At 72.9% G+C, this 21,652-nt stretch carries 17 protein-coding genes; 11 read left to right on the top strand and 6 right to left on the bottom strand.

Annotated elements, in window-relative coordinates; all coding sequences use genetic code 11:
* Positions 1-197: 197 nt before the first annotated feature.
* A complete protein-coding gene (locus ACFTXQ_RS34570; RefSeq protein ID WP_382649010.1) occupies positions 198-1,202 on the top strand; it encodes a DNA-3-methyladenine glycosylase family protein in 1,005 nt (334 codons plus the stop codon).
* A gap of 66 nt (positions 1,203-1,268) precedes the next feature.
* Here ACFTXQ_RS34570 and ACFTXQ_RS34565 read toward each other — a convergent pair whose 3' ends face one another.
* From ACFTXQ_RS34565 to ACFTXQ_RS34555, 3 genes are read right to left on the bottom strand one after another with little or no spacing between them, the layout of a single operon-like run.
* Positions 1,269-2,588 carry a coenzyme F420-0:L-glutamate ligase gene (locus ACFTXQ_RS34565; protein WP_382649007.1) on the bottom strand — a complete coding sequence of 440 codons (1,320 nt, stop codon included), beginning with the start codon at positions 2,586-2,588 and terminating at the stop codon, positions 1,269-1,271.
* Positions 2,585-3,544 carry a 2-phospho-L-lactate transferase gene (cofD, locus tag ACFTXQ_RS34560; RefSeq protein WP_382649005.1) on the bottom strand — a complete coding sequence of 320 codons (960 nt, stop codon included), beginning with the start codon at positions 3,542-3,544 and terminating at the stop codon, positions 2,585-2,587. The genes ACFTXQ_RS34565 and cofD overlap by 4 nt, the downstream gene beginning before the upstream one ends.
* 32 nt (positions 3,545-3,576) lie before the next feature.
* The gene (locus ACFTXQ_RS34555; protein WP_382649002.1) at positions 3,577-4,107 is read right to left on the bottom strand and encodes a cysteine dioxygenase; all 531 of its coding nucleotides are present in this window, start codon (positions 4,105-4,107) and stop codon (positions 3,577-3,579) included.
* Positions 4,108-4,752: 645 nt separating this feature from the next.
* Here ACFTXQ_RS34555 and ACFTXQ_RS34550 point away from each other — a divergent pair.
* The 3 genes from ACFTXQ_RS34550 (at position 4,753) to ACFTXQ_RS34540 (ending at position 10,319) form a co-directional block, all read left to right on the top strand.
* Positions 4,753-5,016 carry a WhiB family transcriptional regulator gene (locus ACFTXQ_RS34550; RefSeq protein ID WP_003983763.1) on the top strand — a complete coding sequence of 88 codons (264 nt, stop codon included), beginning with the start codon at positions 4,753-4,755 and terminating at the stop codon, positions 5,014-5,016.
* A 246-nt stretch (positions 5,017-5,262) separates the two neighbouring features.
* A complete protein-coding gene (locus ACFTXQ_RS34545) occupies positions 5,263-8,832 on the top strand; it encodes a glycosyltransferase (RefSeq protein WP_382649000.1) in 3,570 nt (1,189 codons plus the stop codon).
* Positions 8,829-10,319 (top strand): DUF5719 family protein, encoded by a 1,491-nt coding sequence (locus ACFTXQ_RS34540; RefSeq protein ID WP_382648997.1) that lies wholly within the window; start codon positions 8,829-8,831, stop codon positions 10,317-10,319. The genes ACFTXQ_RS34545 and ACFTXQ_RS34540 overlap by 4 nt, the downstream gene beginning before the upstream one ends.
* 46 nt (positions 10,320-10,365) lie before the next feature.
* On the opposite strand, the gene ACFTXQ_RS34535 is transcribed toward ACFTXQ_RS34540, so the two are convergent.
* Positions 10,366-10,845 carry a metallopeptidase family protein gene (locus tag ACFTXQ_RS34535; RefSeq protein WP_382648994.1) on the bottom strand — a complete coding sequence of 160 codons (480 nt, stop codon included), beginning with the start codon at positions 10,843-10,845 and terminating at the stop codon, positions 10,366-10,368.
* 90 nt (positions 10,846-10,935) lie between these two features.
* Between ACFTXQ_RS34535 and ACFTXQ_RS34530 the strand changes: the two genes are divergently transcribed.
* From ACFTXQ_RS34530 to ACFTXQ_RS34505, 6 genes are all read left to right on the top strand, one after another.
* Positions 10,936-11,310: a DUF3499 domain-containing protein gene (locus ACFTXQ_RS34530; RefSeq protein WP_382648992.1), complete on the top strand. Its 375-nt coding sequence runs from the start codon at positions 10,936-10,938 to the stop codon at positions 11,308-11,310.
* A 78-nt stretch (positions 11,311-11,388) separates the two neighbouring features.
* On the top strand, positions 11,389-12,759 hold the full coding sequence (locus tag ACFTXQ_RS34525) for a phosphomannomutase/phosphoglucomutase (RefSeq protein WP_382648990.1): 1,371 nt from the start codon (positions 11,389-11,391) through the stop codon (positions 12,757-12,759).
* A gap of 593 nt (positions 12,760-13,352) precedes the next feature.
* On the top strand, positions 13,353-13,538 hold the full coding sequence (locus ACFTXQ_RS34520; RefSeq protein WP_382648987.1) for a Trm112 family protein: 186 nt from the start codon (positions 13,353-13,355) through the stop codon (positions 13,536-13,538).
* 65 nt (positions 13,539-13,603) lie between these two features.
* The gene (locus ACFTXQ_RS34515) at positions 13,604-14,737 is read left to right on the top strand and encodes an SIS domain-containing protein (protein WP_382648984.1); all 1,134 of its coding nucleotides are present in this window, start codon (positions 13,604-13,606) and stop codon (positions 14,735-14,737) included.
* Between the two features lie 39 nt (positions 14,738-14,776).
* Positions 14,777-15,934, top strand: a complete 1,158-nt coding sequence (manA, locus tag ACFTXQ_RS34510) for a mannose-6-phosphate isomerase, class I (protein WP_382648981.1) — start codon at positions 14,777-14,779, stop codon at positions 15,932-15,934.
* 72 nt (positions 15,935-16,006) lie between these two features.
* Entirely contained in the window at positions 16,007-16,936 is a 930-nt protein-coding gene (locus tag ACFTXQ_RS34505) for a cation diffusion facilitator family transporter (RefSeq protein WP_382648978.1), read from the top strand.
* 66 nt (positions 16,937-17,002) lie between these two features.
* On the opposite strand, the gene lepB is transcribed toward ACFTXQ_RS34505, so the two are convergent.
* Together lepB and ACFTXQ_RS34495 are read right to left on the bottom strand one after the other, a co-directional pair.
* Complete coding sequence (gene lepB, locus ACFTXQ_RS34500; protein WP_382648975.1) at positions 17,003-17,734, bottom strand: signal peptidase I; 732 nt, start codon at positions 17,732-17,734, stop codon at positions 17,003-17,005.
* Between the two features lie 107 nt (positions 17,735-17,841).
* Positions 17,842-19,890 carry a fructose-specific PTS transporter subunit EIIC gene (locus ACFTXQ_RS34495; RefSeq protein ID WP_382648973.1) on the bottom strand — a complete coding sequence of 683 codons (2,049 nt, stop codon included), beginning with the start codon at positions 19,888-19,890 and terminating at the stop codon, positions 17,842-17,844.
* 347 nt (positions 19,891-20,237) lie between these two features.
* Between ACFTXQ_RS34495 and ahcY the strand changes: the two genes are divergently transcribed.
* Positions 20,238-21,652 (top strand): adenosylhomocysteinase (gene ahcY / locus ACFTXQ_RS34490; RefSeq protein WP_382648971.1); only part of this gene is annotated, 1,415 nt, incomplete at its 3' end.

Raw genomic sequence — 21,652 nt, 5'->3', positions numbered from 1 at the left:
GCGCAAGCCCCCGCTCGACGAAGCAACCCCGGAGTGGGCGCCGAACATCGAAGCCCGTCCCGGACGACACCCCACCCCGGCCCCGGCCCCGCGAAGCCAGGCCCGGGCCGAGCCATCCCCAGCCTCGCCGGCGTTTGAGGCGCGGGGTGCGGGGCGGAGCCCCGCGAGACCCCGGCCGCCAGAGCTACCCTCGACGCATGGCCGGCCGCTTCGACCCCCTCACCCCCACCGCCGTACGAGGCGGCCGCACCGACGTGCCCCCGGGCACCGGCCGCCCGGCAGGGGCGGGGGCCAAGACCCGACGCTGGACCCCCGACGGCCCGGTGGACCTCGGGCTCACGCTCGGCCCGCTCCGCCGCGGCCCCGCCGACCCCACCTTCCGCACCACCCCCGACGGCTCCGTCTGGAAGGCGAGCCAGACCCCCCAGGGCCCCGCCACCCTCCGCGTGTCCCGCAGCGACAGCGACATCGGCGCCGAGGCCTGGGGCCCCGGCGCCGACTGGATCCTCGAACAGCTCCCGGCACTCCTCGGCGCCCACGACGACCCCGCCGCCTTCGTCCCCCGCCACCGCCTCGTGCACGCCAGCCACCGCCGCCGCCCCGGCCTGCGCCTCACGCGCACCGGGCTGGTCCTGGAGTCGCTGATCCCCACCGTCCTGGAGCAGAAGGTGACCACCGACGAGGCGTACCGCGCCTGGCGCCGCCTCGTACGCCAGTACGGCGAACCGGCCCCCGGCCCGCAGGACCTCGGCCTGCGCCTCCTCGTCATGCCCACCGCCCGCACCTGGGCGATGATCCCCTCCTGGGACTGGCACAAGGCCGGCGTCGACGCCAAACGCTCCGCCGCCATCATCCGCGCCGCCCGCGTGGCGAACCGCCTGGAGGAGGCGGCCGCCATGGCCCTGCCCGAGGCCGTGCGCCGCCTGGAGGCCGTCCCCGGCATCGGCCCGTGGACCTCCGCCGAGACCCTCCAGCGCAGCAACGGCGACCCCGACGCCGTCACCACCGGCGACCTGCACCTCCCCGGCATCGTCGGCTACGCCCTCGCGGGCGACCGCGACGCCGACGACGCCGTCATGCTGGAGCTCCTCGCCCCGTACGCCGGCCAGCGCCACCGCGCCGCCCGCCTCATCCTCCTCGCGGGCCACATCCCACCCCGCCGCACCCCGAAGATGCCGAAGACGGACATCGCCCGCTTCTGACGGGGAAGCGGCAAAAGGCGGGAAGGGAAGGGAGAGCTTCCCGCAGCGGCAGCGGCAGCGGCAGCGCTACCGCACCTCGATGAAGTCCTCCACCGGCCGAGCCCCCCGCTCCGCCGGAACCCCGGCCGGGTGCCCGACGGCCACCGCCCCCATCGGGTCCCACTCCTCCGGCAGCCCCAGCACCTTGCGCACCACGTCCCGGCAGAACATCGTCGAGGACACCCACGCCGACCCCAGCCGCTCCCCGGCAAGCGCGACCAGCAGGTTCTGCACGCCCGCGCCCATCGCGACCACGAACATCTCCCGCTCCGCCGCGTCCCGCCGCGCGTGCCCGTAGTCGTGCGCGCCGTCCGTCACCAGACACGGCACCACCAGGTACGGCGCACGCCGCAGCACCTCCCCGCGCCGCACCCGTTTGGCGATCGACTCCTCCGACTTGCCGTCGCGGCGCAGGTCCGCGACCCACGCGTCCCGCATCGCGTCCAGCAGCTCCAGCCGGGACGCCGCCGACTCCAGCAGCACGAACCGCCACGGCGTCGTGTGGTGCGGAGCCGGGGCGGTCACCGCCGCGGCCACCGCCCGCCGTACCGCGCCGGGGTCGACCGGCTCGTCGGTGAAGGCCCGTACGGTACGGCGCTGCGTCACGGCTTCCCGTACCGCCTCCGAGGTCCCCAGCCGGAACATGTCGTCGGCCGGTGAGCGCACCAGGTCCCGGGCCGAGGCGCCCTCGCCCAGCAGGTGGCCCAGCCCGCGTACGACGGCCACCGGCCGGCCGGCCGCCTTGCCCTTGACCAGGTCGCCGGCGGAGGCCAGCTCGTCGGCCGTCGCGACCACCGTCGCGCTCAGCGGGTTGCCGTGGGCGTCCGTGCCCCCGCGCAGGTCGTCGAGGACCCGCACGCCGGCCGCGCCGATCGCGACGTCGGTGAGTCCGGTGCGCCACGGCCGCCCGAAGGTGTCCGTCACGACCACGCCGACCTCCACCCCGAGGATCTCCCGCACCCCCGCGCGGATGGCGGCGGCCGAGGCGTCGGGGTCCTCGGGCAGCAGCAGCACCGTTCCGGGGGCCGTGTTGGAGGCGTCGACCCCGGCGGCGGCCATCACCAGGCCCTGCCGGTTCTCGACGATCCGCAGCGGACCGCGGCGCGCGACGACCCGCACGGTCTCGGCGTCGATCGCCTCCTCGCGCGAGTCGGCCTCGACGATCCGGCCCTCGGCCTTGGAGACGATCTTCGAGGTGACGAGCAGGACGTCGCCGTCCCGCAGATCGGGCGCGGCGGCCGTGATCAGCTCCGCCAGGTCGTCGCCGGGCCCGACCTCCGGTATCCCGTCGACGGCCCGCACCTCGTACGAGGGGCCGTGCCCGGGAGAGGCGTGCCCGGCCGTCACCGGGACGCCTCGGCCAGCTCCAGCGCTGCCCGGGCCATCTCGGCGGTCGCCTCCAGGTCGGTCATCATCAGCGGCACCGCGCGGCAGGTGATCCCGGCGGCCTCCACCTCGGCGACGGCGTCCGCGTCGGCGGTGTCCACGAGCCAGCCGTCGAGCAGCCCGGTCCCGTAGTGCAGGGCGACGGCGGCGGCCGTGGACTCGACGCCGACGGCGGCCAGCACCTTGTCGGCCATGCCGCGCACGGGTGCGCCCCCGACGATGGGGGAGAGGCCCACGACCGGAGCCTGCGAGGCGGCGACGGCCTCCCGGATGCCGGGTACGGACAGGATCGTGCCGACGGAGACCACCGGGTTGGACGGCGGGAAGATGATCACATCGGCGGCCGCGATGGCCTCCAGCACGCCGGGCGCGGGCTTGGCCTGCTCGGCCCCGACGGGGACCACGGCCTCCGCGTCCACCGAGGCGCGCAGCCGGACCCAGTACTCCTGGAAGTGGATGACCCGGCGCTCGCCGGTGCCGGCCTCGGTGATGGCGACGTGGGTCTCGACCCGGTCGTCGGACATGGGCAGCAGCCGGACCCCGGGCTGCCAGCGGTCGCAGAGGGCCTCGGTGACGGCGCTCAGCGGGTAGCCCGCGCCGAGCATCTGCGTGCGGACGATGTGGGTGGCGAAGTCGCGGTCGCCGAGTCCGAACCAGGTGGGTCCGACCCCGTAGGCGGCCAGCTCCTCCTTGACGGTGAAGGACTCGTCGGTGCGGCCCCAGCCCTGGGCCTCGTTGATGCCACCGCCGAGGGTGTACATCACCGTGTCCAGATCGGGGCACACCTTGAGCCCGAACAGGTGAATGTCGTCACCGGTGTTGCCGATGACCGTGATGTCAGCGTCGGGCACGGCCGACTTGAGTCCGCGGAGGAACCGGGCGCCGCCTATACCGCCGGCCAGAACAACAATGCGCATACACCGAAGTCTGTCAGGCCGGACGGCACGGGTCAGGCCGGTACGGACTCCGCGCGGGCCGGGGAGCAGTTGTGCATCGGCATCTCGGTGAGGCCCGGGAAGTACACGTGCAGGCTGACCGCGCCGTCGAGGGTGTCGTTGACGACCTCGTGGGCGTAGCCGGGGGCGAAGACGCGCTGCGCGCCGGGGCGGTGGGTGAGGGGTCCGCGCGGGGTGTGCTCGGTGAGCTCGCCGTCGAGGACGGTCAGCACGCCGGAGGAGGCTCCGTGGTCGTGCAGGCCGCTGCCCTGGCCGGGAACCCAGCTGAGCAGCCAGACCTCGTAGCCGGGGCCGGTGCGCAGCCGGTGGTACCAGCGGGTGGTGGCGTCGTAGCGGACGAGGTGCTCCCAGGAGGCGCGGTCCTCGGCGATGGAGCGGGCGAGGCCGACGAATTCGGCGACGGTGGCCGGGTGTTCGCGGGCCGGCTGGAGGAGGTGCTGGACGGAGAGGATGTCGCCCGCGATCTGGAGGTCGCTCTCGACGGCGGCGCTGGGCGCGGGGGCGGCTGCGGTGGTGCTGTTCATCGTGGGGGTTACCTCGACGGTGTCAGTCGTGCTGGCGGTTGCTGTGGGGGGCGGCCGGAGCTCAGGGGAGCCGAGGCTCCGAAGGCATCAACAGCTGCAACAGCAACAGCGAACCTGGGCAGCGCACAGGAACCCACGAATGGGGGTCCGGGTGGTGGCTGCGGGCGCTGACATGCGAACAAGGAGACCGGGTCGAAGGCCGGACTGTCAACCCAATGTCCGGTTTGAGGCAAAAGTTTCACCTCATCCGGTTACCGTGTGCGGAGAAAGGTTTGTGCAGTCGGCGCCAGGGGAGGTGGCGCTGTGTGCAGGCTCAACTCGCCACCGTCTAAACCCGAATGCGCCATCTCGTGATCGGAATGTGATCTACGCCGCTTCTTTGGCCGGATCGCAACCCCACCTCTGAGTGACACGTCGATTACGGGTGAAGGCGGGCATCGTGTGGTGTCTGTGGCATGTGTCACGATTTTTGGCGATATGAACACTTTCTGCATAGGCTTGGTTCCGCAGAGTGAATAAGGGGCCCAATAGCAGATCTCGGCTTGACTGCCCTGGAGCCACGCACTTGTAATTTCACTCGTGTCGTTACGTAGCGATCAGTAACGACATCACCACGGGGACGCACAGACAGAGCGAGGGGCGCACATGACCGAGCTGTTTCAGGAACTGCTGGTCGAGGAGGCGGACGAGGAGCTCGGATGGCAGGAGCGCGCTCTGTGCGCCCAGACCGACCCCGAGTCCTTCTTTCCCGAGAAGGGCGGCTCCACCCGCGAGGCCAAGAAGGTCTGCCTCGCCTGCGAAGTCCGCTCGGAATGCCTTGAGTACGCCCTCGCCAACGACGAGCGATTCGGCATCTGGGGCGGCCTGTCCGAGCGCGAGCGCCGCCGGCTGAAAAAGGCAGCGGTCTGAAACCGCCCGGAAGCATCCCGCCGGGCACCTACCGCACATCGCACGACATATCGAACCGCACGGCCCGCACGGCACCGCACAGAGCAAACGGTCCGCCTCCTGCACCTTCCCCGCTGGAGGCGGACCGCCGCTTTTCCAGCCGTTAGGGTGGGGCGCTGTCCAGCAGCCTCCGAGGGCGCACCACCCTCGGACCCTCCCCCCGGCCCCGTTCCGGAGGGACCCCCAGGCCGGAGGGCCAGTAGCGCGATGTCCCTGCACAGCCAGTCGGCGGCCTCCCACCAGGCCCCCGCCACACCCGAGTTCCCCCGGCACGTCGTCACCGCGGTCCTCGTCGCCCACGACGGCGCCCGCTGGCTGCCCCGGACACTCGCCGGCCTCCTCGGCCAGGAACGCCCCGCGCAGAACCACATCGCCGCCGACACCGGCAGCGCCGACGAATCCGCGCGGCTCCTCGGCGAAGCCTTCGGCGACGACCGCGTCCTGCACCTCGCCCGCCGCACCGGCTTCGGCACCGCGGTCGACGAGGCCGCCCGCACCGCCGGCACCCTGACCCCCGAGGACCTCCCGTACCTCAAGCGCCCCAGCGGCTGGGACCCCGTCAGCCGCACCTGGCGCGACGACGCGTACGACCTCCCCGAGCTGCCCCACGGCGAACCCGTCCAGTGGCTCTGGCTCCTCCACGACGACAGCGCCCCCGAACCCGACGCCCTCACCGAACTGCTGCGCGTCGCCGACGAGAACCCCGACGCCGCCGTCATCGGCCCCAAACTGCGCGGCTGGTACGACAAGAAGCAGCTCCTCGAAGCCGGCGTCACCATCGCCCGCAGCGGCCGCCGCTGGACCGGCCTCGACAGACGCGAACAGGACCAGGGCCAGCACGACCAGGTCCGCCCCGTCCTCTCCGTCTCCACCGCCGGCATGCTCGTGCGCCGCGACGTCTACGACGCCCTCGGCGGATTCGACCGCCGCCTGCCCCTCATGCGCGACGACGTCGACCTCTGCTGGCGCGCCCAGAGCGCAGGCCACAGCGTCCTCGTCGCCCCCGACGCCGTCATGCGCCACGCCGAGGCCGCCGCCCGCGAACGCCGCACCGTCGACTGCGTCGGCCGTACGAGCGCCAGCCCCCACCGCGTCGACAAGGCCGGCGCCGTCTACACCATCCTCGCCAACAGCTCCGGCCGCGCCCTGCCCTACGTGCTGCTGCGCGTCCTGCTCGGCACCGTGCTCCGCACCCTCGCCTACCTCATCGGCAAGGCCCCCGGCCAGGCCGTCGACGAGATCACCGGCCTCCTCGCCGTCCTGCTCCGCCCCGGCCGCATCCTCGGCGCCCGCAAGCGCCGCCGGCGCCCCGCCGTCCCCGCCGCCGAACTGCGCCCCCTGTTCCCGCCGCCCGGCGCCTCCCTGCGCGCCAACGCCGAACAGCTCGCCGGCTACTTCGCCGACGGCCGCGACACCGACGCCGCGCCCGCCGGCCGGCACGGCGGAGGCAGCATCCTCACCGCCCCCGGCGAGGAGGACTTCCAGGAGACCGAGCGCTTCGCCCGCCTCAAGCGGATCGCCCGCAACCCCGCCCCCGTCCTCTTCGCCCTCCTCCTGCTCCTCTCCCTCGGCGCCTGCCGCGCCCTCATCGGCGGCGGCTCCCTCATGGGCGGCGCCCTGCTCCCCGCCCCCGACAGCGGCCCCGACCTCTGGCGCGCCTACACCGACGGCTGGCAGGCCGTCTCCACCGGCTCCACCGCCGCCGCACCCCCCTACCTCGCCGTCCTCGGCGCCTTCGCCACCCTGCTCTTCGGCTCCACCCAGGCCGCCCTCACCCTGCTGCTCGTCGGCTCCGTCCCGCTCGCCGGGCTCACCGCCTACTTCGCCTCCCGGCCGCTCGTCGAGTCCCGGCTGCTGCGCGCCTGGGCCGCCATCGCCTACGCCTTCCTGCCCGCCGTCACCGGAGCCCTCGCCGGCGGCCGCCTCGGCACCGCCGTCCTCGCCGTCCTGCTGCCGCTGATCGCCCGCTCCGCCGTCGCCGCCTTCGCCCTCGGCACCGACGGGGACCGCACCGGCTGGCGCGCCGTGTGGACGTACACCCTCCTGCTCACCCTGGCCACCGCCTTCACCCCCGTCGTCTGGCCGCTCGCCGCCGTCCTCGGCACCGCCGCGCTGGTCCTGCGCCGCACCCAGTGGAAGACGTACGGACCGCGGCTGCTCGCCTCCCTCGCCGTCCCCCTCCTCGTCCTCGCCCCCTGGTCGCTGGGCCTGTTCACCCACCCCGGCCGCCTCCTGCACGAGGCCGGACTTCCCTACGGAACCGGCTCCGCCACCGCCCTGGACCTGCTCGGCACCAGCCCCGGCGGCCCCGGCACCACCGGCGGCCTGCTCCTCCTCGGCATCGTCCTCGCCGCCCTCGCCGCCCTGCTGCGCACGGAACGGCAGTTCGCCGTCCGCACCGCCTGGGCCGTGGCCCTGACCGCGCTGCTCCTCGCCGTCCTCCTCAACCGCAGTGCCTGGGCCGGCCCCGCCACCCTCGTCTACGGGCTCACCCTGCTGGCCGCCGCCGTCCTCGGCGCGGACGGCGCCAAGGAGCGGCTCGCCGCCCACGGCTTCGGCTGGCGCCAGCCGCTGGCCGCGCTCATCGCCCTCGCCGCCGCGGCCGGACCGCTGCTCGCCGCGGCCGCCTGGCTCCTCGCCGGCGCCGACGGCCCGCTCCAGCGCCGCGACCCCGTACAGGTCCCCGCCTTCGTCGCCGACGCGGGCGGCGACGACAACCAGACCCGCACCCTGATCCTCGCCCTGGACCGGCCCGGCACCGTCTCCTACAGCCTCGTCCGCGGCTCCGGCGGCCGCCTCGGCGACGCCGAGACCGCCGCCGCCACCGGCAGCGACCCCCGCCTCGACAAGGTCGTCTCCAACCTCGTCGCCGGCTCCGGCGCCGACCAGTCCAGCCAGCTCAGCGCCTACGCCATCCGCTTCGTCATGTTCCGCCCCGGCGGCCCCGAGGACATCCGCCGCGTCCTCGACGCCACCCCCGGCCTCAGCCGCCGCCACCAGCAGGACGGCACCGCCCTGTGGGGCGTCGAACCCTGGCTGCCCCGCGCCGTCATCGTCTCCGGCAAGCAGGGCGAGGCCCCGATCCCGGTCGCCGCCGGCCCCGTGGAGGCCCACGGCAAGATCCCGGCCGGCGAGGCGGGCCGCGTCCTGCGCATCGCCGACCGCGCCGACTCCGGCTGGCAGGCCACCCTCGACGGCAAGCCCCTGAGGCCCAAGACCCTCGACGGCTGGGCCCAGGGCTTCGAACTGCCCGCCGACGGCGGCCGCCTCGACCTCGTCCACGAGGACTCCCTCGTCACGACCGCCTGGCACTGGACCCAGGGCCTCCTCGCCCTGGTCCTCCTCGTGATGGCCCTCCCCGGCCGCCGCGAGCGGCTCGACGACGACCTCCCCGAGGAAGAGGCCGCGATCCCCGCCCAGCCCGGCCCCGGCGAAGCCGGCGAGGGCCGCCGCGCCCGCCGGCTGCGCGCCGAGGCGGAGCCCGCCCCCGCACCCGTGGAGGCCGCGGTGACCGCCGACCCGTACGCGGAGATCCCGGCGCAGCCCGCCTACGGCGAGGAGACGTACACCTACCAGGCCTACGGCGACCAGGGCGGCTACGCCTACGAGCCGCAGCAGCCCCAGGGCTACGAGCAGTACGACCCCTACCCGGCCCACGACCAGCAGGGCGGGCAGTACCCGCAGCAGCACCAGCCGGTCCACGACCCCGAGCAGCAGCAGTACCCGTACCCGTACCAGCCGTACGACCCGCGTCCCGACGGGAGCCCCCAGCAGTGAAGCAGCGCGCACCCCTGACGCTGGCGGCCGTGACCACGGCGCTCGCCGCCCTCACCGGCATCGCGGCCCTCACCGCACCCTCCGCCGAGGGCAAGGCGGCCGACGCCAAGGCCGCGGCCGCCTCCCGGATGCCGGTGGAGCGGTCCCTGCTCGTGTGCCCGGCGCCCAGCTCCTCGGACATCGCGGACACCACCTACACCGCCATCACCCCCGGCGCGGCCGCCCCGGCCGAAGGCAAGGGCACGGCCCGGCTGCTCGGCGCCACCAAGGAGGCCAAGCCGGTACTGGAGCCCAAGGAGGTCGGCAAGCCCGTCGGAGCCACCGCCTCCGGCGCCGACGCCCCCGCGCTGACGGGCAGCGCCGACGGGATCCTCGCCCCCGGCTGGACCGCACAGCAGACCACCAAGGTCTCCGTCGGCCGGTTCCGCGGCCTCCTCGGCGTCGGCTGCACCGCACCCGGCACCGACTTCTGGTTCCCGGCGGTCGGCACGTCCAAGGGCCGCGAGGACTACCTCCACCTCACCAACCCCGACGACGCCGCCGCCGTCGTCGACATCAAGCTCTTCGGCCCCGACGGGCTGGCCAAGGCCGAGGCGGGCACCGGCGAGGGCATCCGGATCGACCCCAAGTCCAGCAAGGCCGTCCTCCTGTCCTCCCTCATCCCGGGGACGCAGCTCACCGACGCCACCGCCCACGTCACCACCCGCGCCGGCCGGGTCGGCGCCGCCGTCCAGGCCGCCGAGGAGGGCGTCGGCGCCGACTGGCTGCCGGCCGCGGCGGACCCGGCGGGCTCGCTGGTCCTGCCCGGCATCCCGGCCGACGCCACCTCCGTCCGCCTGGTCGCCTTCGCACCCGGCGAGGAGGACGCGGACCTGAAGATCCGGCTGGCCGGCCCGGGCGGCCCCATCACCCCGGCGGACAACGAGCAGCTGCACGTCAAGGCCGGCATGACCGCGAGCGTCGACCTCAAGGACGTGACCCGCGGCGAACAGGGCTCCCTGGTCCTGACCCCGGCGGACCCCAAGCGGGCCACGCCCGTGGTCGCCGCGGTCCGCGTGGTCCGCGGCAGCGGCGCCAAGCAGGACCTCGGCTTCGTCCCCGCCGCAAGCCCCGTCGGCACCAGGGCCACCGTGGCCGACAACCGGCCCGACGCGAACGCGACCGTACTGGCGCTCACGGCCCCCGGCGACAAGGACGCCAAGGTCAAGGTGACGGCCTCGCCCGGCACCGGCGGCGGCGAACCGGCCTCCCAGGAGGTCACGGTGAAGGCGGGCACGACCCAGAAGGTCGACATCGCCCCGCCCGGCGCCAAGGGCTCCTACGCCCTCACCGTGGAAACCCTCTCCGGCGGCCCGGTCCACGCGGCCCGCACCCTGTCCCTCCCGAGCGACGGCATCGCGATGTTCACCGTCCAGACCCTCTCCGACGACCACTCCACGGTCGCGGTCCCGAAGGCCACCGAGGACCTCTCGGTCCTGACGAAGTGATCAGCGCCGGCGCGACGGCGCGGCACCGTTGCGCCGGCGGCTCCGCTCAGTCCTGCCCGTAACGCGGATCAACGGTCTCGGGGGACAGCCCCAGCAACTCCGCCACCTGCTCCACCACGATCTCGTGCACGAGCAGCGCCTTCTCGTCCCGGGACTTCGTCCGGATCTCCACCGGCCGCCGGAACACCACGATCCGGGCCGGCCGGCCGTCGCGGGCCTCGTGGAGCCCGCCCAACGGCACCGCCTCGTCGTTCCAGCCGCCGTCAGGGCCGCCAGGCGGCCCCGGCACGTCACCGACCAGGAATTCCACCTCGGCCAGCTGCGGCCAGCGCCGCTCCAGCCGCTCCACGGAGTCCCGTACGAGGTCCCCGAACAGCTCCGCCCGGCTCGCCGACAGCGGCACCTGCGGGGGCGCCACCGGCCCGCGCATCCCGCGCCCGTGCCGGTCCCGGCGGCGCGGGCGCGGCTCGGCGGTGGCCCCCACGGGGGGCTCGGCGGGGCGGGGAGGCAGGGGGCTGTCGGTCACCCCCGCAGGGTAGCCCTCACGACGACACGGGGGAGTGAGCGGCAGGAGAGTCGTCGCGGCCCGGTCAAGAGTGCGGTACCGTCCAACGTCGTGAGCCTTGTACGTCGCTGTTCGCGCACCGCGTGCGGCCGCCCTGCCGTCGCGACACTGACGTACGTCTACGCCGATTCGACCGCAGTCCTCGGCCCGCTCGCCACCTACGCGGAACCCCACTGCTACGACCTGTGTGCCGAGCACTCGGAACGCCTGACCGCCCCGCGCGGCTGGGACGTCGTCCGCCTCTCCGACGGGTCCGCCCCGTCGCGCCCCAGCGGCGACGACCTCGAAGCCCTCGCCAACGCGGTCCGCGAGGCGGCCCGCCCGCCCGAGCGCGCGGCGGAGGCGGGCGGATCCGGGCAGAGCGGCCCGTCCACCGGCGAGACGCGCCGCGGACACCTGCGCGTCCTGAGATCGCCCGATTCCTGACGCCCGGTTCATCTGAGGCGCCGCTCCGGGTACACGGTAGGTTGACCGGACCGGACAGAACCCTCAGGAGGGCAGGCAGTGGCCGCAGATCTTTCGAACATCGTCAAGGCGTATGACGTGCGTGGTGTCGTGCCGGACGAGTGGGACGAGTCGTTGGCGGAGCTGTTCGGTGCGGCTTTCGTCGAGGTCACGGGTGCCGCGGCGATCGTGGTGGGTCATGACATGCGTCCCTCGTCCCCTGGCCTGTCGGCGGCGTTCGCGCGGGGTGCGGCGGCGCGTGGGGTGGATGTGACGCTGATCGGCCTGTGTTCGACGGACCAGCTGTACTACGCGTCGGGGTCCCTCGACTTGCCGGGTGCGATGTTCACGGCGTCGCACAATCCGGCCCAGTACAACGGCATCAAGCTGTGCCGGGCGGGTGCCGCCCCGGTGGGCCAGGACACGGGTCTGTCGCAGATCCGCGAGCTGGTGGAGAAGTGGTCGCAGGAGGGCGCCCCGGCGATCCCGGAGGGCACGACTGCGGGCACGGTCACGGAGCAGGACACCCTCACCGGCTACGCCGCGCACCTGAAGTCGCTGGTGGACCTGTCGGCGATCCGCCCGCTGAAGGTGGTGGTGGACGCGGGCAACGGGATGGGCGGTCACACGGTTCCCACGGTCTTCGAGGGCCTGCCGCTGGACGTGGTGCCGATGTACTTCGAGCTGGACGGCACGTTCCCCAACCACGAGGCGAACCCGCTGGACCCGAAGAACATCGTGGACCTCCAGGCCCGGGTGATCGCCGAGGGTGCGGACCTGGGGATCGCGTTCGACGGTGACGCGGACCGCTGCTTCATCGTGGACGAACGCGGTGAGGGTGTGTCCCCGTCGGCGATCACGGCGCTGGTCGCGGCCCGTGAGCTGGCCCGCAACGGCGGGTCGGGCACGGTGATCCACAACCTGATCACCTCCTGGTCGGTTCCGGAGGTCGTCAGGGAGCACGGCGGCACCCCGGTCCGCACCCGGGTGGGTCACTCCTTCATCAAGGAGGAGATGGCGAAGACGGGTGCGATCTTCGGTGGCGAGCACTCGGCGCACTACTACTTCAAGGACTTCTGGAACGCGGACACGGGCATGCTGGCCGCGCTGCACGTGCTGGCGGCCCTTGGCGGGCAGGACGGCCCGCTGTCCGCGCTGGTGGCCTCCTACGACCGTTACGCGGGGTCGGGGGAGATCAACTCGACGGTCGCGGACCAGGGGGCCCGCCTGGCCGCGGTCAAGGCCGCCTTCGGGGGCCGTGAGGACGTCACGCTGGACGAGCTCGACGGCCTGACCGTGACGGGTGAGGACTGGTGGTTCAACGTCCGCGCCTCCAACACCGAGCCCCTGCTGCGCCTGAACGTGGAGGCCCGGGACGAGGCGACCCTGGCCAAGATCCGCGACGAGGCCCTGACCCTCATCCGCGGCTGATCCAGAGGACCGGGGCTGGGCCGCAACCCAGCCCCGATCCCTGAACCGCAGCGGGGCAAATCCAGCCCCGCCGGCGTTTGAGGCGGGGGGTCCGGGGCGGAGCCCCGATCGGTGAGCGGCACGTCGCCCCTCATGCGGGGCGATCCCAGCCTTCCCGGCGTTTGAGGCGCGGGGTCGGGGGCGGAGCCCCGATCGGTGAGCGGCGCGTCGCCCTTCATGCGGGGCGATCCCAGCCTTGCCGGCGTTTGAGGCGCGGGGGTGCGGGGCGTAGCCCCGATCGGTGAGCCGCAGGTTGCCCCTCATGCGGGGCGATCCCAGCCCCGTCGGCGTTTGAGGTGCGCCGTCGGGGCCGGAGCACCGATCGGTGAGCGGCACGTTGCCCCTCAGCCGGGGCAAATCCAGCCCCGCCGGCGTTTGAGGCGCGGGTCCGGGCGGAGCCCGGTGCCCGGCGGAGCCGGGTTCCCCGGCGCGGGGCCCGGCCAACGGCCCCGCACCAAGACCCCGCAGGCCACACCGGCGGTGACTCGGCACCGGAGGTGACTCGGCGGTACGCTGACCACGCCCCACCCGCACCCCCGAAGGGAACCCGCCCCATGCCGCTCGAAGCCGGTCTGCTGGAGATCCTCGCCTGCCCCGCCTGCCACGCGCCCCTCGAGGACAAGTCGGCCGACGAGACGACCCCCGAGCTGATCTGCACCGGCCAGGACTGCGGCCTCGCCTACCCGGTCCGTGACGGCATCCCGGTACTCCTCGTGGACGAGGCCCGCCGCCCCGCCTGATCCGCGGCACAAGCAGCGCAGCGCAGACGCAGACTGGTTCCGTCACACAACAGCCGGAGGCCGCCATGCTCGACGAGTCGCTCCTCGACGCGCCGGACGATCTCGCCCGCGCCGACCGGCGGGGCCTTCTTCGAGGTGCCGCCGAGGCCGGCGCCAGAGTCCGCACCGCGGCCCGGCACGCGGCCGAAGCGGGCCTCGGCGACCTGCGCCCCGACGGCCGCCCCCGCGCCGTCCTGATCGCGGGCCCCGGCACCGCCGCCACCGGCGTCGCCGACCTGCTGGGCGCCCTCGCCGGAGCCTCCGCACCCGTCACCCGCCTGCACCCCACCGGCGTCGCACACGCCGCCGGCGCCCTGCGCTGGGCCCTGCCCGGCTGGGCCGGCCCCGTCGACCTGCTGCTCATCGCCACCACCGACGGCACCGAACCCGGCCTCGGCGTCCTCGCCGAACAGGCCTACCGGCGCGGCTGCACCGTCGTCGCCGTCGCCCCCGAACGCTCACCGCTGAGCGAGGCGGTGGACGGCGCGCACGGGCTCCTCGTACCGATGGCCAAGGCCCCGTACCAGGAGTACGACGAGTCCGCCGCGGCCGGACCGGGAGCCCTGTGGGCCCTGCTGACGCCCCTCCTCCTGCTCCTCGACAAGGTCGGCCTGATCACCGCCGCCCCCGACACCCTCCAGCTCGTCGCCGACCGGCTCGACCGCACCGCCGAGCGCTGCGGTCCCGCCATCGCCACCTACTCCAACCCCGCCAAGACCCTCGCGGCCGAACTGGCCGACTCCCTCCCGCTCATCTGGAGCGAGGGCGAAGGCGCCGGCCCCGCAGGCCGCCGCTTCGCCGCCACCCTCGCCGAGCTCGCCGGCCGCCCCGCACTGGCCGCCGCGCTCCCCGAGGCGCTCCCCGCCCACGGCGTCCTGCTCGCCGGCTCGTTCGCAGCCGGTGCCGATCCGGAAGACTTCTTCCGTGACCGGGTCGAAGAGCCCCAGGCTCTGCGCGCCCGCGTCGTCCTGCTGCGTGACCGGCCGACGGGCGGCCTGACCGCCGCCCCCGCCGCGCGCGAGCTCGCCCTCAGCCACGACACGGCCATCAGCGAGCTCGAACCGGAGGAGGGAGTCGAGCTGGAACAGCTCGCCGAACTCCTGGCCGTCACGGATTTCGCCACCGCCTACCTGGCGTTGGCCTCCGGGGGAAACAGCTGAGGTACACCCCCGTGCCCGGCGCTATCCAGGAAGACGACGATGGACCGCCTGACCAACACCATTCGCCCCTATGCCTGGGGATCGACCACCGCCATCGCGAAGCTGCTCGGCGTCGAACCCACCGGTGAACCCCAGGCCGAGGTGTGGATGGGAGCCCACCCGGGCGCTCCTTCCCGCATCGACCGCGGTTCCGGTGAGACGGCCCTCTCGGACGTCATCGCCGCCGACCCCGAGGGCGAACTGGGCGCCGCCACCGTCGCCAAGTTCGGCGTCCGGCTGCCCTTCCTCTTCAAGATCCTCGCCGCCGGCGCGCCCCTCTCCCTCCAGGTCCACCCCGACCCGGCCCAGGCCGCGGCGGGATTCGAGGACGAGGAACGCCGCGGGGTCCCCGTCGACGCGAGCCACCGCAACTACAAGGACCCCCACCACAAGCCCGAGATGCTCTGCGCGCTCACCCCGTTCGACGGACTGTGCGGCTTCCGCCCGCCGGAGCAGGCCGCCGATCTGATCGAGGGCCTGGGCGTGCGCTCCCTCAAGCCGTACGCCGACCTGCTGCGCGCCCACCCCGAGGACGCGGCGCTGCGCGAGGTGCTCACCGCCGTACTGACCGCGGACCGCGAGGAGATGGCCCACACCGTCACCGAGGCCGCGGCCGCCGCCGAGCGCCTGGGCGGCCCGTACGCCCCGTACGCCTCCCTCGTCCACGACTTCCCGGGCGACCCGGGGGTCATCGCGGCCATGCTGCTCAACCACTTCCGACTCCAGCCCGGCGAGGCGGTGTTCCTCGGCTCGGGCATCCCGCACGCCTACATCCACGGCCTCGGCGTCGAACTGCTGGCCAACTCCGACAACGTGCTGCGCGCCGGCCTCACCCCCAAACACGTGGACGTGCCCGAGCTGCTGAAGGTCGTGAAGTTCGAGCCGGGCGACCCGCACGTACTGCGCCCCGAGGGCGACGGCGAGGAGGTCTACGAGGCCCCCGTCGACGACTTCCGGCTCTCCCGGTTCGTCCTCCCCGCGGGCGCCGCCCCCCGGGCGCTCCCCGCGGACACCCCGCAGATCCTCCTGTGCACCGCGGGTTCACCCCGGCTCGGCGAACTGGCCCTGGCCCCCGGCGAGTCGGTCTGGGTACGAGCGGGCGAAAAGGCCGAACTGTCCGGTACCGGCACCGTTTTCCGCGCGACCGTGGTGGTCTGACGTAGCGTCCGCGGTGGCGGCTGCAACAATGTGCGGCCGGTAGTCAGTGGCTAGGAAGGACACCCTGCACCCATGAGCGCGTCGGGCGGTACCAAGGCGATCGTGGCGGCACTCGCCGCCAACCTCGCCATCGCTGTAGCCAAATTCGTGGCGTTCCTCTTCAGCGGCTCCTCGTCGATGCTCGCGGAAAGCGTCCACTCGCTGGCGGACTCCGGGAACCAGGGCCTGCTGCTCCTCGGCGGGAAGAAGGCCCAGCGCGAGGCAACGCCGCAACACCCCTTCGGGTACGGGCGCGAGCGCTACATCTACGCCTTCCTCGTCTCCATCGTGCTGTTCACGGTCGGCGGCATGTTCGCGATCTACGAGGGCTACGAAAAGATCAAGCACCCGCACGAGATCGAGGCGTGGTTCTGGCCGGTCGGCGTGCTGCTCTTCGCGATCATCGCCGAGTCCTTCTCCTTCCGTACGGCCATCAAGGAGTCGAACGAGACCCGCGGCTCGCTGTCGTGGCGCCAGTACATCAAGCGCGCCAAGGCCCCCGAGCTGCCCGTGGTCCTCCTGGAGGACCTCGGCGCGCTCGTCGGCCTGGTCCTGGCCCTCGCGGGCGTCGGCATCGCCCTGCTGACGGGCGACGGGGTCTGGGACGGCATCGGCACCCTGTGCATCGGCGTCCTGCTGATCATCATCGCGGTCATCCTGGCGGCGGAGACCAAGTCCCTGCTGCTCGGCGAGGCCGCGGGCACCGAAGAGGTCGAGAAGATCAAGGCCGCCGTGGTCGACGGGGACACCGTCACCCGCGTGATCCACATGCGCACCCTGCACCTCGGCCCGGAGGAGCTCCTCGTCGCCGCGAAGATCGCCGTCCAGCACGACGACACGGCGACCGAGGTGGCGAACGCGATCAACGCCGCCGAGGCCCGCATCCGCGAGGCCGTGCCGATTGCCCGCGTGATCTACCTGGAGCCGGACATCTACCGCCCGGCGGCGGACCTGACCAAGTAGCCCCCGCAGACCCGGAAGGCCCCCGCGAGCAGCAGCCCGCGGGGGCCTTCGGTTACTGCCCCGTCCCTACGTCTGGTCGCCGCGCGGCGGCTCGACGCTCGTGGCACCCCAGACGGGCTGCACGTACGGCACGGGCCTGCGCCGCCGCACCACCAGCGCGGCGATCCCCAGCCCGCCCCCGACCAGGAACACGAGGATCCCGCCGACGGCGGCCCCGCCCGCGACCACGAGATCGGTCGGGCGCGGGACCGCCTCGCCGATCACCGCCGACAACGGGAGGGTGCCCTGGTCCGCCCCGGGGTGCAGGGAAGAGTCGAAGGAGTCCCAGCGGTTGTCGCCCATCAGGAAGATCCGGCCCTTGGGCACCGTCACGTCGAAGGGCACGCTCGACGGCCGCGACCGCTCCAGGATGTACGGCTCGTCCACCGGCTCCCCGTTGAGCCTGAGCGTCGTCTCGCCCCGGCGGTACTCGATCCGGTCGCCGCCGATCGCCACCACCCGTGACAGCAGGGGCCCGCCCGGCCGCCACTCCGGAACCGAGGCGAGCACCACGTCCCCGCGCGAGACCTCGAGATCCTCGCCGCCGGTGCCCACGGAGAACCAGGCGCTGTCCCCCGGCTCGTAGGTCGGCCTCATGTTCCTGCTGGGGACGGTCTTCATGTCGTAGACCACTTCCGAGTCCTGGATCCAGGCCGTCCCCCAGAACGTCCCGCCGAGTACCAGCAGTCCGCCGGTCACCAGCAGCCCGATTGCCCAGATACCGCGTCTGCGGCCCCGCCAGCCCCGCCTGCGTTCCATCGGCCCGTCCCCTCAAAGCTCCGTCAGCGGGCAGCGTACGGAACGCCGTCGGGCCCCCGGCCACCGGGGCGGCGGGGGCCCCAAGGAACGGCGGAGGGATCGGGCGGCTAGCGGATCTCGCGCAGCACGTCCAGGATCGCCGGTTCGTCCGGCGCGGTCTGGAGCCGCTCCCGGAACCCGGCGTCCATCAGCTTGCGCGACAGCAGCGCCAGGATCCGCAGGTGCTCGTCCCCGGCCGCGGCCTCCGGCACCGAGATCATGAACACCAGCCGGGCCTTCGTCCCGTCCAGCGCACCCCACTCGATGCCCGCGTCGGACCGGGCGAAGCCCACCGTCGGCCGCAGGACCGCGTCCGTCTTGGCGTGCGGGATCGCGATCGACTCGCCGAGGCCGGTCGTGCCCTGGGCCTCCCGCGCGAGCGCCACCCGTACGAGCTCGTCCACGTCCCGGACGTTCCCGGTGCCGGCCAGCATCTGCGCCATCTCGCGGATCGCGGCCTCCTTGGAGTCCGAGGCCAGCTCCGTCCTGACGGTCTGCTCGGTCAGGTACCCGGAGAGGACCTCCGGCCGGTCGGCCGGAGCGGGAGCCGCGGGCGCGGCCTGCGCCTGAGCCCGTACGGCCGCCCCCGCGGCACCGGCACCGGCACCGACGCCCGCGCCCACACCCGCCAGGACCGGCTCGGGGGACACGGGCACCTGCGCGCCCGCCCCGCCGTTCTTCCGCTCCTTGATGTCGATCAGCGCGTTCGTGGTCACAGCCGTGACGACCACACCCGCCGCGATCGCCACGAAGAACATGGCGACCCCGCCGACGGCCCCGAACAGCGAGACGATCGGCCCACCGTGCGGCACCGAGTCCTCGACCCCGGCCAGGCCCGCGATCGCGCCGGCCACGGCGCCGCCGAGCATGTTCGCGGGGATGACCTGCGCCGGCCGCGCGGCGGCGAACGGGATGGCGCCTTCCGAGATGCCGAAGAAGCCCATGAACAGGGCGGCGATGCCCGTCTCCCGCTCCTGGTCGGTGTACAGCTTGCGGCGCAGCAGCGTCGCCAGGCCCTGACCGAGCGGCATGACGGGGATCGCGGCCGCGGCCATGCCCATGACGTGGTTGTTGGTGCCGATGAGGCCGACCGCGACGAGGAAGGCCGTCTTGTTGACCGGGCCGCCCATGTCGAAGGCGATCATGAGGCCGATCAGGGCGCCGAGCACGATCGCGCTGGAGCCGGTCATCCCGTTCAGCCAGTCGGTCAGGTGCGTGAAGACCCAGGAGATCGGCTGACCGATGACGTAGATGTAGAACAGGCCGAGCGCCACCGTCGACAGGATCGGGATCACGATGATCGGCATGATCGGCTGGACGAACTTCGGAACCTTGACCTTCTTGATCCACACGACCAGATAGCCCGCGAGGAATCCGGTCGCGATCGCACCCAGGAAGCCCGCGTTGGCATCCGCCCCGTAGATGTTCACGGCATCGGCCGCGAGGAATCCGCCGATCATGCCCGGCACGAGGGCGGGCCGGTCACCGAGGGCGTAGGCGATGTAGCCGGAGAAGATCGGCAGCATCAGCTTGAAGCCGAGGCCGCCCAGCGAGTTGACATAGAACCAGAACGAATCCTTGTCGAACTCGATGCCCTTGGGCGTGGTGTGTCCGCCCAGCGCGATCGAGACGGCGAGCAGCAGACCGCCCACCACCACGAACGGGATCATGTGCGAGACGCCGTTCATCAGCGCCTTGTAGGCGACGCTGCGCTCCCGCCCGCCGGCCGCGCCACCGCCGCCGGCCGGCGCGGCCGTCCCGGTCTGCACGGGCGCGCTCTGCACGCGCTCGATCAGCTCTTCCGGCTTGTGGATGCCGTCCGCGACACCGGTGGACAGGACCCGCTTGCCGGCGAAGCGTTCGCGGTCGACCTCCTTGTCCGCGGCGATGATGATGCCGTCCGCCTCTCTGACATCGTTGTCAGAGAGCACGTTCTCGGCACCGATCGATCCCTGCGTCTCCACCTTCATGTCGACGCCGATCCGCTCGGCGGCCTGCTGGAGCTTCTCCGCGGCCATGTAGGTGTGCGCGATCCCCGTGGGGCACGCGGTCACGGCGAGCAGCTTCAGCCGCTTCTGCCCGCTTGCGCCCCCGGGAGGGCCTGCCGGACTGGTCACGGAAATCTCCTTCACGCCAATGGGCCTGCGGGATCGCGCATGTGTTCCGATCCACCGGCATCCTTCCCCACGTAAGCGGTGGATCAAAAGTCCGAAAGGCCCCAAACATTCCTGCCGGAGGACCTGAAACCGATACGCCACCCGGCCCCGGGAGACTGGGGCAGGCTCCGCCGATCGGTGTAGATTCGTCATCAGTGTCAGGCGTCGCTGCTGATGGCGGTCGGGCGGTCCAGGTGACCGGCCGAGGGGAGAGAGGGCCCCCGACGGACTGTGCTCAGTGAGCCGTCCCCCGGACGGCGCACGGCTCAGCCGTACCCAACCTCTCGAACCCATGAGGAGCAGCACGCATGGACTTCAAGGTCGCAGACCTCTCCCTCGCAGCCTTCGGCCGCAAGGAGATCACCCTGGCCGAGCACGAGATGCCCGGCCTGATGTCGATCCGCGCCGAGTACGCGAAGGCCCAGCCCCTGGCCGGCGCCCGTATCACCGGCTCGCTGCACATGACCGTGCAGACGGCCGTGCTCATCGAGACCCTCGTCGCCCTCGGCGCCGACGTCCGCTGGGCCTCCTGCAACATCTTCTCCACCCAGGACCACGCGGCCGCCGCCATCGCGGTCGGCCCGAACGGCACCCCGGAGAACCCGCAGGGCGTCCCGGTCTTCGCCTGGAAGGGCGAGACGCTGGAGGAGTACTGGTGGTGCACGGAGCAGGCGCTGACCTGGCCGAACACCCCCACCGGCGGCCCGAACATGATCCTCGACGACGGTGGTGACGCCACCCTCCTCGTCCACAAGGGCGTCGAGTTCGAGAAGGCCGGCGCGGCCCCGGACCCGTCCACGGCGGACTCCGAGGAGTACGCCTACATCCTCACCCTGCTCAACCGCACCCTCGGCGAGACCCCGCAGAAGTGGACGCAGCTCGCGTCCGAGATCCGCGGCGTGACCGAGGAGACCACCACCGGCGTCCACCGCCTCTACGAGATGATGGCCGAGGGCAACCTGCTCTTCCCGGCGATCAACGTGAACGACGCCGTCACCAAGTCGAAGTTCGACAACAAGTACGGCTGCCGCCACTCGCTCATCGACGGCATCAACCGCGCCACCGACGTCCTCATCGGCGGCAAGGTCGCCGTCGTCTGCGGTTACGGTGACGTCGGCAAGGGCTGCGCGGAGTCCCTGCGCGGCCAGGGCGCCCGTGTCATCGTCACGGAGATCGACCCGATCTGCGCCCTGCAGGCCGCCATGGACGGCTACCAGGTCGCGACCCTGGACGACGTGGTGGAGACGGCCGACATCTTCATCACCACGACCGGCAACAAGGACATCATCATGGCCTCGGACATGGCCAAGATGAAGCACCAGGCGATCGTGGGCAACATCGGCCACTTCGACAACGAGATCGACATGGCCGGTCTCGCGAAGATCGAGGGCATCGTCAAGGACGAGGTCAAGCCGCAGGTCCACACGTGGAAGTTCCCCGACGGCAAGGTCCTGATCGTGCTGTCGGAGGGCCGTCTGCTGAACCTGGGCAACGCGACCGGTCACCCGTCCTTCGTGATGTCGAACTCGTTCGCGGACCAGACCCTGGCCCAGATCGAGCTGTTCACGAAGCCGCAGGAGTACCCGACCGACGTGTACGTGCTCCCGAAGCACCTCGACGAGAAGGTGGCCCGCCTCCACCTCGACGCCCTCGGCGTCAAGCTCACCACCCTGCGTCCCGAGCAGGCCGACTACATCGGCGTCAAGGTCGAGGGCCCGTACAA

Origin of the sequence: Streptomyces sp. NPDC057010 (assembly GCF_042673805.1) — a bacterium.
In the GTDB taxonomy this organism is placed as follows: Bacteria; Actinomycetota; Actinomycetes; order Streptomycetales; family Streptomycetaceae; genus Streptomyces.
Note: the sequence above shows the minus strand (reverse complement) of the source record. Positions and strands in the feature narration are given on the sequence as shown.

What these genes read in the sequence shown, in the direction of transcription:
- ACFTXQ_RS34555 (WP_382649002.1), bottom strand. Translation starts at nt 4,107, where the DNA reads ATGAACAGCACCACCGCAGCCGCCCCCGCGCCCAGCGCCGCCGTCGAG.
- lepB (WP_382648975.1), bottom strand. Translation starts at nt 17,734, where the DNA reads ATGGAACGCAGGCGGGGCTGGCGGGGCCGCAGACGCGGTATCTGGGCA.
- ACFTXQ_RS34520 (WP_382648987.1), top strand. Translation starts at nt 13,353, where the DNA reads ATGCCGCTCGAAGCCGGTCTGCTGGAGATCCTCGCCTGCCCCGCCTGC.
- ACFTXQ_RS34545 (WP_382649000.1), top strand. Translation starts at nt 5,263, where the DNA reads ATGTCCCTGCACAGCCAGTCGGCGGCCTCCCACCAGGCCCCCGCCACA.
- ACFTXQ_RS34515 (WP_382648984.1), top strand. Translation starts at nt 13,604, where the DNA reads ATGCTCGACGAGTCGCTCCTCGACGCGCCGGACGATCTCGCCCGCGCC.
- ACFTXQ_RS34505 (WP_382648978.1), top strand. Translation starts at nt 16,007, where the DNA reads ATGAGCGCGTCGGGCGGTACCAAGGCGATCGTGGCGGCACTCGCCGCC.
- ACFTXQ_RS34550 (WP_003983763.1), top strand. Translation starts at nt 4,753, where the DNA reads ATGACCGAGCTGTTTCAGGAACTGCTGGTCGAGGAGGCGGACGAGGAG.
- cofD (WP_382649005.1), bottom strand. Translation starts at nt 3,544, where the DNA reads ATGCGCATTGTTGTTCTGGCCGGCGGTATAGGCGGCGCCCGGTTCCTC.
- ACFTXQ_RS34570 (WP_382649010.1), top strand. Translation starts at nt 198, where the DNA reads ATGGCCGGCCGCTTCGACCCCCTCACCCCCACCGCCGTACGAGGCGGC.
- manA (WP_382648981.1), top strand. Translation starts at nt 14,777, where the DNA reads ATGGACCGCCTGACCAACACCATTCGCCCCTATGCCTGGGGATCGACC.